This window comes from Azospirillum formosense (genome assembly GCF_040500525.1).
Classification (GTDB): Bacteria; Pseudomonadota; Alphaproteobacteria; order Azospirillales; family Azospirillaceae; genus Azospirillum; species Azospirillum formosense_A.
On sequence record NZ_CP159403.1, the window covers coordinates 889,392 to 902,264 of the forward strand.

Here is a 12,873-nt window from a genome sequence, read left to right on the forward strand (position 1 = left end):
CGGCCACGGCTTCCGGCAATGTGGATGTCACGCGGTCAGCCTTCGGCTCAAACGAAGGCTGGTTCCCCACCGGAGACCCCACCCATGCGCTTCGACCTGACCGACCTGCGCCTGTTCCTGAACGTGGCGGAAGCGGAAAGCATCACCCACGGGGCGGAGCGCACGCACCTCGCCCTCGCCTCGGCGAGCGCGCGCATCCGCGGGATGGAGGAAACGCTCGGCGTGCCGCTGCTGGAACGCGGGCGGCGCGGCGTCCGCCCGACCCCGGCGGGACAGGCGCTGGTCCACCATTCCCGCCTCCTTCTCCAGCAAGTGGAGCGGATGCGCGGAGAGCTGGGCGATTACGCGAAGGGGCTGAAGGGCCATGTCCGACTGCTGTCAAACACCGCCGCCTTGGCGGAATTCCTGCCTGAGGCGCTGGTGCCCTTCCTCGCCGCTCACCCGAACATCGACATCGATCTGGAGGAGAGGCCCAGCCACGAGATCGTGCGGGCGGTGGCGGAGGGGCTGGCCGACGTCGGGGTGGTGTCCGATCACGCCGACCTGTCGGGACTGGAGGTCTTTCCCTTCCGCACCGACCGCATGGTGCTGGTCACGCCGCACGGCCACCCGCTGGCGAACCGCCGCAGCGTCGCCCTGCGCGAGGTTCTGGATGAGGATTTCGTCGGGCTGGCCGCGCGCAACGCCCTTCAGCAGCACATCAACGAGCACGCCATCCGCACCGGACGCCCGCTGAAGCTGCGCGTGCGGGTGCGCGGCTTCGACGGCATCTGCCGGATGGTCGAGCAGGGGGTGGGGCTCGGCATCGTTCCGGAAGCCTCGGCGAAGCGCTGCCGCCGCTTCACGAAGATCCGCGCGGTGCGCCTGACAGACCCCTGGGCGGTCCGGTCGCTGGTCGTCTGCGTCCGCCGGCTGGACGCGCTGCCCAGCCACAGCCGCGAGCTGGTGAAGCGGCTGGCCGGCGGCACCACCTAGCCTTTGCCCCTCATTCCGCGCCCGGCACCGGCTGCGGCGCCTCCGGGGCGGCGCCGTGACGGCGCTTCCACAGGCGGGAGACGGCGTTGCCGGCATCCTCCATGTAGAGGAACAGCACCGGCGTGATGTAGAGCGTCAGAATCTGCGACACGCACAGGCCGCCGACCACCGCGAGGCCGAGCGGCTGGCGAAGCTCCGCGGCGGCGCCGTGGGCGACGGCGATGGGCAGGGTGCCCATGATCGCCGCCATCGTCGTCATCATGATCGGGCGGAAGCGCAGCAGGCAGGCCTGCTCGATCGCCTCGCGCGCGGTCATGCCCTGGTTGCGCTGCGCGTCGATGGCGAAGTCGATCATCATGATCGCGTTCTTCTTCACGATGCCGATCAGCATCAGGATGCCGATGATCGCGATGACGCTCAGCTCCTGCCCGAACACCATCAGCGTCGCCAGCGCCCCGATGGCCGCCGAGGGCAGGCCGGACAGGATGGTCAGCGGGTGGATGAAGCTCTCGTACAGTACGCCGAGCACGATGTAGATCACCAGGACCGCCGCCAGCAGCAGCAGCCCCTGGCTCTTCTGCGCGTCCTCGAAGACCTGGGCGGTGCCGGCGAAGCCGGTGGTGATGCCCGGCGGCAGGGCCATCTCCAGCTCCGCCTGCCGGACGGCGCTCACCGCCTCGCCCAGCGAATGGCCGGGCGCCACGTTGAAGGACAGGGTGACGGCGGGCAGCTGCCCCTGGTGGTTGACCGTCAGCGGCCCGGCGGTGCGCTGCACGCTGGCGAAGGCGTCCAGCGGCACCAGCTTGCCAGAGCCGGAGCGGACATAGATGCGCGACAGGGCGTTGTCGTCCTGCTGGTACTTCGGCGCCAGCTCGATCAGCACCTGATAGTCGTTGGTCGGCGTGTAGATCGTCGAGACCTGCCGCTGGCCGAAAGCGCTGTAGAGGGTGGAGCGCACCTGATCGACGCCGATCCCCAGCGTCGCCGCCTTCTCGCGGTCCACATGCACATAGGCCTGCGGGCTGTTGAGCTGAAGGTCGCTGGTCACGTCCTGGAGGATCGGGATGTCGTGCATCGCCCGCTCCAGCCGTCCCGACCAGGCGTACAGCTCTTCGGGATTCAGGCCCTGGATGGTGTACTGGAACTCGTTCTTGGACGAACGGCCGCCGATGCGCAGATTCTGCACCGGCTGCATGTAGACCGCCATGCCGGGAATGCCGGCGAGCTGGCGGCGGAGCTGCTGGATGACCTCGCCGGCCGGCGGCCGCTCGCTGCGCGGCTTGAGCACGACGAACATGCGCCCGGTGTTGACCGAATTGCCGCCGATGGCGACCGACGAGGACATGTCCGCCACCGCCGGATGGGCCTGGATGATCCGCGCCACCTCCTGCTGCCGTTCGGCCATCGCCGGGAAGGAAATGTCGGGCGCGGCCTCCGTCGAGACGGAGATCTGGCCGATGTCCTCGGTCGGGAAGAAGCCCTTGGGGATCGCCTGGAACAGCAGGGCCGAGCCGACCACCGTCGCGATCATGACGAGCCCCATCACCGGGCGGTGCCTCAGCGCCATCCGCAGGGTGACGGCGTAGCCGCGGTGCAGCGCGCTGAACCCGCCCTCCAGGACGCGGCCGAACCAGCCCTCCTTGGCGCCGTGCGGCTCGTGGGTCAGCATGCGGGCGCACATCATCGGCGTCAGCGTCAGCGCCACGAAGGCCGAGGCGCTGATCGCCATGGTCACCACCAGCGCGAACTCGTGGAAGACGCGCCCCACCACCCCGCCCATCAGCAGGATCGGGATGAAGACCGCCACCAGCGACACGGTGATGGAGATGATGGTGAAGCCGATCTCCCGCGAGCCCTTGAGGGCCGCCTCGAAGGGCTGCATGCCCTCCTCGACGTAACGGACGATGTTCTCCATCATCACGATGGCGTCATCGACGACGAGGCCGACCGCCAGCGTCAGCGCCATCAGCGAGATGTTGTCGATGGAGAATCCCATCAGATGCATCCCGCCCGCCGTCGCGATCAGCGAGATCGGAACGGTCAGCGCCGGAATCATCGTCGCCGTCAGGCGGCGCAGGAACAGGAAGATGACCAGCACGACCAGCGCGATGGTCAGGCCCAGCGTGAACTGCACGTCCTCCACCGCCTCGCGGATCGAGGTGGAGCGGTCGTTCACCACCTCCACCTTCGCGCTGGGCGGAAGCTGCGCGCGGAAGCTGGGCAGCAGATTGCGCACCCGGTCCACCACGTCCACGGTGTTGGCGTCGGGCTGGCGCTGCACGGCCATGACGATGGCGCGGGTGCCGTTGTGCCAGCTCGCCGTTCGGGCGTTCTCGACGCTGTCCAGCACGTTCGCCACGTCGCCCAGACGGACCGGGGCGCCGTTGCGGTAGGCGACGATCAGGCCGCGGAAGGCCTCGGCGTCGGGAAGCTGCGGGTTGGCGGCGAGGACGAGCTGCTGCTTGGCGCCGGACAGCGTGCCGACCGGGGTGTTGGCGTTGGCGGCGGCCAGCGATTTCTGAAGCTCGTCGATACCGATGCCGCGCACGGCCAGCGCGTTGGGGTCGACCTGGACGCGCACGGCGTATTTCTGCGCGCCGTAGATCTGCACCTGGGCGACGCCCGGCAGGGTGGCGACCTTGGGCTGGACCGCGGTTTCGGCGAAATCGTTCAGCGCCGACAGGGTCAGCGTCGGCGACGACAGCGCCAGCATGAGCACCGGCTGGTCGGCCGGATTCACCTTGCGGTAGCTGGGCGCGGTGGTCATCTCCGCCGGCAGGCGGCGCTGGGTGCGGGCGATGGCCGCCTGCACGTCCTGCGCGGCGGCGTCGATGTCGCGCTCCAGGACGAACTGGATGGTGATCGAGGTGTTGCCGAGGCTCGACGTCGAGGTGATCGTGTCGATGCCGGCGATGGTCGAGAACTCGCGCTCCAGCGGGCTGGCGACCGAGGCCGCCATGGTTTCCGGGCTGGCGCCGGGCAGCGTCGCGGAGACGTTGATGACCGGGAAATCCACCCGCGGCAGCGCCGCGACGGGCAGCTGGCGGTAGGCGGCGAGCCCCCCCAGAACCAGCGCCGCCGTCAGCAGAATGGTCATCACCGGACGGCGGATGCACAGTTCCGAGAGGTTCATGACGCGCCTCCGGTGAGCGGAGCCTTGCCGTTGGCGCCATCCTTGCCGCCGTTCTTGGCGGCGGCGACCTTGGCGCCGGGATAGAGGCGGGACTGGCCGTCGACCACCACGCGCTCACCGGCCTGCACCCCGTCGGCGATGACGGCGATGCCCTCCTGGCTGCGCGCCACGGTGACGTTGCGGATCTCCACCGTGTCGTCGGGCTTGACCACATAGACGAAGCGGCCCTGCTGGCCGGTCTGCACCGCCTCCTCCGGCAGGGTCAAGGCCTGCGGCTCGACCCGCAGGGTCAGGACCACGTCGACGAACTGGCCGGGCCACAGCCGCGTGTCGGCGTTGTCGAACTGGCCCTTCACCAGGATCGTGCCGGTCTGCTGGTCGACCTGGCTGTCCACGAAATTCAGCACACCCTCGGCGGGCGGCACGGCGGCGCCGGGGATGCCGGCGGTGACCGCCAGCTTGCTCGTCTCCATCGCCGCGCGGATGGTCGGCAGATGGCGCTCCGGCACGTTGAAGGCGACGGTGATCGGGCGGAGCTGGGTCAGCGTGACCAGCGGCGTGGCGTCCGCCGCGCGGACCATCGTGCCCGGCTTGGCGTTCACCGCGCCGGTGCGCCCGTCCATGGGGGCGGCGATGCGGGTGAAGCTGAGTGAGACCTTGGCCGCCTCGATGGCCGCCTGCCCGGCCTTCACCGTGGCCTCCAGCGCGTCGGCGGCGGCCACCGCGGCGTCGTACTGCTGGCGGGCCACCGTGTTGGAGCGGACGAGCTGCTCATAGCGCTTCACGTCGCCGCGCGCCTTGTCGAGATTGGCGCGGTCGCGCTCCAGATTGGCCTGGGCCTGGCGGAGCTGCGCCTCCAGCGCGCGGGAGTCGAGGGTGAACAGCAGGTCGCCGGCCTTCACCTCCTGCCCCTCGGTGAAATGGACGGTCTCGACCACCGAATCGACCCGGGCCTTGATGGCGATGGCGGCCACCGGCTGGACCGAGCCGATGGTGCCCAGCCGCTCCGGCACGGCGCGCTGCTCGACCGGGCGGATGACCACCGGGAGCGCGCGCGGTCCCGCCGGGGTGGCGGCCTTTGCCGTCTGCGCGTCGGCCCCGCCCGCCCGGTGCGTGTACCAATAGCCGCCGCCGATCAGCGCGGCCAGCAGGAGCGCAAACAGCACTATGCGTTTCGTCACATCGAACTCCCGGTAGAGCTGCCCGGTCCGGCCGGAACGCGCCATCCCGCCATAAGGCAATGCGGCCCATTATCGCAGGAGAGGCTTTGCAGGTTAATGTCCATCCTACAGCCATTTGGTAACAGACTGTAACAGCGGGTATGGGCTGCGGAGCGATTCGGCGATGCTGGACCTAAAGAATTTGGAAGCCTTCGTGTGGATCGCCCGCCTGGGCGGCTTCCGCGCCGCGGCCGGCCGTCTGAACACCACCCAGCCGGCCATCTCCGCCCGCATCGCCCAGCTGGAGAAGGAGCTGGGCGTCCAGCTGTTCAACCGCGGCACGCGGCGGGTCACGCTGACGCTGAAGGGCATGGAGCTGCTGGACCATGCCGAGCGGATGCTGACGCTCCAGGCCGAGCTGGTCCACGCGGTGGCCGAATCGACGACCCTGCGCGGGCTGATCCGGCTGGGGGTGGCGGAGACCATCGTCCACACCTGGCTGAGCCGCCTGATCGAGCGGCTGCACAACCGCTTCCCCCTGGTCAGCCTGGAGATCGAGGTGGACACCTCCATCCACCTGCGCAACGGGCTGCTGGCCCACGACCTCGACATTGCCTTCATGCTGGGGCCGGTGGCCGAACCGGACATGCGCAACGAGGCGCTGAGCAGCTACCCCATGGCCTGGGTGGCCAGCCCCTCGCTCGACCTCCCCGCCGGACGGCTGGGGCTGGCCGATCTGGCGCGCTATCCGGTCATCACCTTTTCCCGCCAGACCAAGCCCTCGGTGGCCATCCAGCAGATGTTCAAGCGTCCCGGCCTGCCGCCGCTGCGCTTCTACGGCAACAGCTCGCTCGCCAGCATCGTGCGGATGACCCTGGACGGCATCGGCATCAGCGCCATCCCACCCGCGGTGATCGAGCGTGAACTGGCCGAAGGGCTGCTAAGGCTGATCCCGGCGGAAGACCCGCTGCCCGACCTCGACTTCACCATCTGCCACCCGGTGGACAGCGACAACCCGCTGGTCCCCATCGTGGCGGATATGGCATTGGAGATCGTACGGGCGCAGCGGCACAGGGCGCCCACCGATAAACGCCGTTTATCGCAAACGATCCAAAATGAAAATTTGACGGATCGGACGGATGCGTGAACCTTTAGGACACAACAGTTTGGTCACCGAGGTTTTGCCCGCCATGCAGTCCGTGACCCCAAGCACCCCGCTTCCGCCCGGCACCGCGTCCGCCGCCCTGCTGGCGCGTCTGGCGATCCGGCGGGGAGAGCACCGCGGTCCGACCGCCGGACTGGCGCCGGGCCATGTGCAGGCGAACCTCGCCATCGTTCCCGCCGATGTGGCCCCCGCCTTCGAGCGGTTCTGCCGCGCCAATCCGGTGCCCTGCCCGCTGCTCGCCGTGTCGCGGCCCGGCGACCACCGCTTCGCGGAGCTTGGCGCCGACCTCGACCTGCGCACCGACTTCCCGCGCTACCGCGTCTATCGCGACGGCCTGCTGGCGGAGGAGCCGGAGGATCTGCTGCCGGTCTGGCGCGACGATCTGGTCGCCTTCGCCATCGGCTGCTCCTTCTCCTTCGAGGAAGCGCTGCTCGCCGCCGGCCTGCCGGTGCGCCACATCGAGCGCGGCTGCAACGTGCCGATGTACGTGACCGACCGCGATTGCGTGGCCGTCCCGCCCTTCGCCGGCCGTATGGTGGTGTCGATGCGTCCGATGACTCCCGCCCAGGCCGAGCGCGCCGCCGCGGTGACCGGGCGCTACGCCGCCGTGCACGGCGCGCCGGTGCACATCGGCGACCCGGCGGCGCTCGGCATCCGCGATCTGTCGCGGCCGGAGTTCGGCGACGCCGTTCCGCTCGCCCCCGGCGAGGTCCCCGTCTTCTGGGCCTGCGGGGTCACCCCCCAGGTGGCGCTCGCCGCCGCCCGCCTGCCCTTCGCCATCGCCCACAGCCCCGGCCATATGCTGGTCACCGACCGGTTGAACGCCGAGCTGGAGGGCGTGTCCCCTTCGGTCGCGCAACTTTTCAGACAAGAACAGGGAGCTTCATGACATGACCGCGATCACCCTGCGGACCCGCCTCGCCGCCGCCGCCTTCGGAATCGGCCTCTGCGCCACCCCGGTCGCGGCCTTCGCCGAGACCTGGGACATGCCGACCCCCTACCCCGACACGAACCTGCACACCATCACGGTGCGCCAGTTCGCCGAGGACGTGAAGGCGGCGACCAACGGCAAGATCCAGATCACCGTCCATTCCAACGGCTCGCTGGTCAAGCATCCGGAGATCAAGCGCGCCGTCCAGTCGGGCCAGGCCCAGCTCGGCGAGGTGCTCATCAGCTCCTGGGCGAACGAGGACCCTCTCTACGGCCTCGACTCCGTGCCCTTCCTGGCGACCGACTTCGCCGCCTCGAAGAAGCTGTACGAGGTGTCCAAGCCCTACCTGGAGAAGAAGCTGGAGCGTCAGCGCCTGAAGCTCCTCTACTCGATCCCGTGGCCACCCCAGGGCCTCTACGTCAAGCAGGAGATCAGCTCCGTCGCCGACCTGAAGGGGCAGAAGTTCCGCGCCTACAACCCGGCCACCACCCGCATCGCCGAGCTGGCCGGCGCCGTGCCCACCAAGATCGAGGCCGCCGAGGTGTCGCAGGCCTTCGGCACCGGCATCGTCACCGCCATGATGACCTCCGCCGCCACCGGCGTGGACACCAAGGCTTGGGACTTCGTGAACGTCTATTACGACGTGCAGGCCTGGCTGCCGCGCAACATGGTGTTCGTCAGCACCGAGGTCTGGAAGGGCCTCGACGACGCCACGAAGAAGGCCGTCGAGCAGGCCGCCGCCAAGGCCGAGGCCACCGGCTGGACCGAGTGGGAGAAGAAGACGGCGGAGCTGAACAAGACGCTGTCCGGCAACGGCATGAAGGTGCTGACCCCGTCCCCGGCGATCAAGGACGGCTTCGCCGCCATCGGCAAGACGATGACCGACGAGTGGACCAAGGCCGCCGGCGCCGACGGCGAGGCGATCGTTTCGGCCTTCCGGAAGTAAGCGGCGCCTGCCCTCTCCCAACCTCCCCCCGCTGCGCAGGGGGAGGAGAGATTCCCTCCCCTGCGAAGCGGGGGAGGGTCAGGGAGGGGGCAACACGTCCACCACCAAAAAAAATCCCGCCCGCCCTACCCGGAGGTGGTCGCGCCATGCGCACCGCATTGACCTTCCTATACCGCGCCGCCGAGATCCTGGGCGCGGTGTTCCTGGTGCTGATCGCCGTGCTGATCGTGTCCCAGGTCTTCGCCCGGCTGGCCAACCGCATGGTGCCGGGAGCCGACGAACTGGCCGGCTACTGCATGGCCGCCTCCTTCTTCCTCATGCTGGGTCCGGCGCTGCGCCGCGGCGCGCACATCCGCGTCGGCGTGCTGGTGGATCGTCTGCGCGGCGGTCCCCGGCGCGTCGTGGAACTGCTCTGCCTCGGCTTCGGCACGGCGCTCAGCGCCTATTTCGCGTGGTACTGGCTGCGCATGACCTACGATTCCTACGATTTCGGCGATCTGGGACAGGGCGTGCTGCCCATCCCGCTGTGGATTCCGCAGGCCGCCATGGGCGTCGGGCTGGTCATCCTCGTGATCGCCTTCCTCGACGACCTGCTGGCGGTGATCCAGGGGCGCGAGGCGTCCTACCAGAGCGCCGGCATGCAGAGCGAGGGCTGACCCATGGACCAGACGACCGCATCCATCGTCGTCGTGGTGACGATGCTCCTGATGCTGGGAACCGGCATCTGGGTGGCCCTGGCGCTGGCCGGCGTCGGCTTCGTCGCCATGGCGCTGTTCACCACCCGTCCCGTCGGGATGGTCATGGCGACCAACATCTGGGGCGCCAGCACGAGCTGGACCCTGACCGCCCTGCCCCTGTTCATCTGGATGGGCGAAATCCTGTTCCGGACGCGAATCTCGTCGGACATGTTCAAGGGGCTGGCGCCCTGGACAGGCTGGCTGCCGGGGCGGCTGATGCACGTCAACATCGTCGGCTGCACAATCTTCGCCGCCGTCTCCGGCTCCTCCGCCGCGACCGCCGCGACCATCGGGCGGATGACCATCCCGGAACTGACCCGGCGCGGCTACGACCCGATGATGATCGTCGGCTCGCTGGCCGGCGCCGGCACGCTGGGACTGCTGATCCCGCCCTCGATCATCATGATCGTCTACGGCGTGGCGGCGGACGTGTCGATCGCCCGTCTGTTCATCGCCGGCGTCATCCCGGGCATCGTGCTGACCGGGCTGTTCATGCTCTATGTCGGCGGCTGGTCGCTGCTCAACCCCGACCGGGTGCCGCCGCGGGAGGCCCGCCAGAGCCTCATGGAGAAGATCCGCGACACCGGGTCGCTGATCCCCGTCATGCTGCTGATCGCCGGGGTGCTCGGCTCCATCTACGCGGGCATCGCCACGCCGACGGAGGCCGCGGGCATCGGCGTTCTGGGCTCGCTGGTGCTCGCCATGCTGACCGGCACGATGAGCTGGGCGACCTTCCGCGACAGCGTGATGGGGGCGGCCCACACGTCCTGCATGATCGGCTTCATCCTAGCGGGGGCGGCCTTCCTGACCGTCGCCATGGGCTACACCGGCATCCCGCGCCTGCTGGCGGAGTGGATCACCTCCATGCAGCTCTCCACCGCGGCGCTGCTGGTCGTGCTGACCCTGTTCTTCATCGTGATGGGCTGCTTCCTCGACGGCATTTCGATGGTCGTGCTGACCACCTCGGTCATCCTGCCCATGGTGCAGAACGCCGGGATCGACCTGCTGTGGTTCGGCATCTACATCATCATCGTGGTGGAGATGGCCCAGATCACCCCGCCGGTGGGCTTCAACCTGTTTGTCCTGCAATCCATGACGGGGAAGAGCATCTTCGCGGTCGGCAAGGCCAGCCTGCCCTTCTTCATGATGATGATCCTGATGGTGGCGCTGCTCTGGATCTTCCCGGGCATGGTGACGTGGCTGCCCTCGCTGATGATCGGGTGAGGAGCGGCATCATGGACGTCCGTTTCACCACGGCGGGCGACACGGCCTTCAACGTGGAGTTCGGCGAGGGCATCGACCGCCCGACCAACGCCCGCGTCATGGCCCTTCACGCCCGGCTGAAGGCCGCCGCGCTGCCGGGTCTGGTGGAGACGGTGCCGACCTTCCGCTCGCTCCAGGTCGTCTACGACCCGGCGCTGACCAGCCGCAGCGAGGTCCAGGCCGCCGTGGAGGCGGAGCTGGCCCACGCCGCGGACGCGCCGCTTGAAGGCACGCTGTGGCGCCTGCCGGTCTGCTACGACCCCGACCTCGGGCCGGACCTCGCGGAGCTATCCGCCTCGCTCGGCCTCTCGGAGGACCGGCTGATCGACCTCCACGGCTCGACGGAGTATTTCGTCTACATGCTGGGCTTCATGCCGGGCTTCGCCTACATGGGCGACCTGCCTCCGGAACTGGAGAAGCCGCGGCGCAGCGAGCCGCGGCTTCGCGTGCCGGCGGGCTCCGTCGCCACCGCCGGGCGGCTGACCACGGTCTACCCGTGGGAAAGCCCCGGCGGCTGGCACCTGATCGGGCGCTGCCCGGTGCCGCTCTATGACGGCGCCCGCCCCTCCCCGGTCCTGCTCGCCGCGGGCGACCGCGTGCGGTTCGAGGCGGTGGACCGCGCCCGTTTCGACAGTCTGACGGCCGAGGCCGCAACGGGGCGCTTCGATCCCGACACGCTGAGGGCCGCGCCATGATCACGCCCTGCCTCACCGTCGTCCGACCGGGACTGTTCGCCACCATCCAGGACCTCGGCCGCTTCGGCCATCAGGAACTCGGCATGCCGGTCGCCGGCGCGCTCGACCCCATCGCCCTGCGCCTCGCCAACGCGCTGGTCGGCAACCCGCCGGGCGCGGCGGGGGTGGAGGTCGTCCTGCTCGGCCCGGCGCTGAAGGTGGAGGCCGACGGCGTGCGCGTCGCCGTCGTCGGCCCGATGGCGCTGAGTGTGGAGCGCGAGGGGCAACCGCCCCAGCCGCTTGAGCCGCACCGCAGCCACACGCTGACGCGCGGCGACGTGCTGAAGCTGGGCGCCGTCAGCGGGGCGGCGGTCGCCTATCTGGCGGTGGCCGGCGGATTCGCGCTGGAGCCCTTCCTGGGCAGCCTGTCCACCTACGTGCGCGCTGGCATCGGGCCGCTCGGCGGCAAGCCGCTGGGCGACGGGGGGCGTCTGCCGCTCAACCGCAACGACGCCCCGCCGGGCGCCGACGTGGAACTGCCGGAGCCGCCCGACTACGGCGGCGGGCCCGTGCGGGTGGTGCTCGGCCCGCAGGACGACCGCTTCACGGCGGAGGCCGTGCAGACCTTCCTGTCGGCGGACTACCGCGTCGGCAAGGACGCCGACCGCATGGGCCTGCGGCTCGACGGTCCGACGCTCGCCCACACCGGCTCCGCCGACATCCCGTCGGACGGGCTGGTCACCGGCTCCATCCAGGTGCCGGGCAACGGCCAGCCGATCCTGCTGCTGAACGACCACCAGACGGCCGGCGGCTACGCCAAGATCGCCACGGTGATCTCCGCCGACCTGCCCCGCGTTGGCCGGCTGAGCCCCGGCGGTACCCTGAGCTTCCGCGCCGTGACGGTGGAGGAGGCGGAGGCCATCCGGCGGCGCCAGGAACAGACCATCGCCGCCTGGGTCCGCGCCATCCGCCCGGTGCGCCCGGCGGGCGGCGTCGATCTGGAGGCGCTCTACGCGGAAAATCTCGTGTCCGGGGTCGTCGACATCGTCAACGGCAACGGCGACATCCTGAACCGGGAAAACATGTGCGGGAGCTGCCCATGACCATCACCGTGAATCTGAACGCCGACCTGGGCGAGGGCTTCGGCGCCTACGACATCGGCGACGACGACTCCATGCTGGGCATCGTCGCCTCCGCCAACATCGCCTGCGGCTTCCACGCCGGCGACCCTCTGGTGATGACGCGGACCGTGCGGAACGCGGTGGCGAAGGGCGTCAGCCTGGGCGCCCACCCCTCCTACCCCGACCTTCAAGGGTTCGGGCGCCGCCCGCTGCGCATGTCGGCGGCCGAGGTCGAGGCGATGGTCGCCTACCAGATCGGCGCGCTGATGGGCATCGCCGCCACCGCCGGCGGTTCGGTCACCCATGTGAAGGCGCACGGCGCGCTGAACAACATGGCGGCGGTGGACGAGGGGCTGGCGATGGCGATCGGCCGCGCGATCAAGGGCGTCGATCCCAACTTGATCTACCTCGCCACCGCCGGTTCGGAGATGGCGCGGGCCGGGCGGACGCTGGGCCTGCCGACCGCGGAGGAGGTCTTCGCCGACCGCGCCTACGACGACAACGGCAACCTCGTGCCGCGCGGCCAGACCGGCGCGATGGTCCACGACCCGCACGTCGCGGCGGCCAACGTCCTGCGCATGCTGGAGGAGGGCGTGATCCTGTCGATCACCGGCAAACGCATTCCCTGCACCGTCCACTCCGTCTGCGTCCACGGCGACGAGCCGAGCGCCGTCGCCATGGCCGGCAATCTGCGCCGCACGCTGGAGGCCAAGGGGGTCCGCATCGTCCCCCTGCCGGCACTGCGCGACCGTTTCTAACGGTCGGCGA

General features: G+C 69.7%; 11 protein-coding genes. 9 read left to right on the top strand and 2 right to left on the bottom strand.

Going from position 1 to position 12,873, the window contains the following annotated elements:
* Positions 1-84: 84 nt before the first annotated feature.
* The gene (locus ABVN73_RS17225) at positions 85-975 is read left to right on the top strand and encodes a LysR substrate-binding domain-containing protein (RefSeq protein WP_353859521.1); all 891 of its coding nucleotides are present in this window, start codon (positions 85-87) and stop codon (positions 973-975) included.
* 10 nt (positions 976-985) lie between these two features.
* Here ABVN73_RS17225 and ABVN73_RS17230 read toward each other — a convergent pair whose 3' ends face one another.
* Positions 986-4,108 (bottom strand): efflux RND transporter permease subunit, encoded by a 3,123-nt coding sequence (locus ABVN73_RS17230; RefSeq protein ID WP_353859522.1) that lies wholly within the window; start codon positions 4,106-4,108, stop codon positions 986-988.
* Positions 4,105-5,289, bottom strand: coding sequence for an efflux RND transporter periplasmic adaptor subunit (locus ABVN73_RS17235; protein ID WP_353859523.1), 1,185 nt, complete (start codon positions 5,287-5,289; stop codon positions 4,105-4,107). The genes ABVN73_RS17230 and ABVN73_RS17235 overlap by 4 nt, the downstream gene beginning before the upstream one ends.
* Positions 5,290-5,452: 163 nt before the next feature.
* On the opposite strand from ABVN73_RS17235, the gene ABVN73_RS17240 reads away from it, so the two are divergent.
* The 8 genes from ABVN73_RS17240 (at position 5,453) to ABVN73_RS17275 (ending at position 12,863) form a co-directional block, all read left to right on the top strand.
* On the top strand, positions 5,453-6,415 hold the full coding sequence (locus ABVN73_RS17240; protein ID WP_353859524.1) for a LysR family transcriptional regulator: 963 nt from the start codon (positions 5,453-5,455) through the stop codon (positions 6,413-6,415).
* Between the two features lie 43 nt (positions 6,416-6,458).
* On the top strand, positions 6,459-7,322 hold the full coding sequence (locus ABVN73_RS17245) for a putative hydro-lyase (RefSeq protein WP_353859525.1): 864 nt from the start codon (positions 6,459-6,461) through the stop codon (positions 7,320-7,322).
* 1 nt (position 7,323) lies between these two features.
* Positions 7,324-8,310: a TRAP transporter substrate-binding protein gene (locus ABVN73_RS17250; RefSeq protein WP_353859526.1), complete on the top strand. Its 987-nt coding sequence runs from the start codon at positions 7,324-7,326 to the stop codon at positions 8,308-8,310.
* 146 nt (positions 8,311-8,456) lie between these two features.
* A complete protein-coding gene (locus ABVN73_RS17255) occupies positions 8,457-8,966 on the top strand; it encodes a TRAP transporter small permease (protein WP_353859527.1) in 510 nt (169 codons plus the stop codon).
* A gap of 3 nt (positions 8,967-8,969) precedes the next feature.
* On the top strand, positions 8,970-10,271 hold the full coding sequence (locus tag ABVN73_RS17260; protein WP_353859528.1) for a TRAP transporter large permease subunit: 1,302 nt from the start codon (positions 8,970-8,972) through the stop codon (positions 10,269-10,271).
* 11 nt (positions 10,272-10,282) lie between these two features.
* Positions 10,283-11,005 carry a 5-oxoprolinase subunit PxpB gene (gene pxpB / locus ABVN73_RS17265; RefSeq protein WP_353859529.1) on the top strand — a complete coding sequence of 241 codons (723 nt, stop codon included), beginning with the start codon at positions 10,283-10,285 and terminating at the stop codon, positions 11,003-11,005.
* Positions 11,002-12,087 (top strand): biotin-dependent carboxyltransferase family protein, encoded by a 1,086-nt coding sequence (locus tag ABVN73_RS17270; protein WP_353859530.1) that lies wholly within the window; start codon positions 11,002-11,004, stop codon positions 12,085-12,087. Before pxpB ends, ABVN73_RS17270 begins: the two co-directional genes overlap by 4 nt.
* Entirely contained in the window at positions 12,084-12,863 is a 780-nt protein-coding gene (locus tag ABVN73_RS17275; protein WP_353859531.1) for a 5-oxoprolinase subunit PxpA, read from the top strand. Before ABVN73_RS17270 ends, ABVN73_RS17275 begins: the two co-directional genes overlap by 4 nt.
* Positions 12,864-12,873: the final 10 nt, after the last annotated feature.

Coding starts and splice junctions, on each gene's coding strand:
- ABVN73_RS17225 (WP_353859521.1), top strand. CDS start 85: ATGCGCTTCGACCTGACCGACCTGCGCCTGTTCCTGAACGTGGCGGAA.
- ABVN73_RS17230 (WP_353859522.1), bottom strand. CDS start 4,108: ATGAACCTCTCGGAACTGTGCATCCGCCGTCCGGTGATGACCATTCTG.
- ABVN73_RS17240 (WP_353859524.1), top strand. CDS start 5,453: ATGCTGGACCTAAAGAATTTGGAAGCCTTCGTGTGGATCGCCCGCCTG.
- ABVN73_RS17245 (WP_353859525.1), top strand. CDS start 6,459: ATGCAGTCCGTGACCCCAAGCACCCCGCTTCCGCCCGGCACCGCGTCC.
- ABVN73_RS17250 (WP_353859526.1), top strand. CDS start 7,324: ATGACCGCGATCACCCTGCGGACCCGCCTCGCCGCCGCCGCCTTCGGA.
- ABVN73_RS17255 (WP_353859527.1), top strand. CDS start 8,457: ATGCGCACCGCATTGACCTTCCTATACCGCGCCGCCGAGATCCTGGGC.
- ABVN73_RS17260 (WP_353859528.1), top strand. CDS start 8,970: ATGGACCAGACGACCGCATCCATCGTCGTCGTGGTGACGATGCTCCTG.
- pxpB (WP_353859529.1), top strand. CDS start 10,283: ATGGACGTCCGTTTCACCACGGCGGGCGACACGGCCTTCAACGTGGAG.
- ABVN73_RS17270 (WP_353859530.1), top strand. CDS start 11,002: ATGATCACGCCCTGCCTCACCGTCGTCCGACCGGGACTGTTCGCCACC.
- ABVN73_RS17275 (WP_353859531.1), top strand. CDS start 12,084: ATGACCATCACCGTGAATCTGAACGCCGACCTGGGCGAGGGCTTCGGC.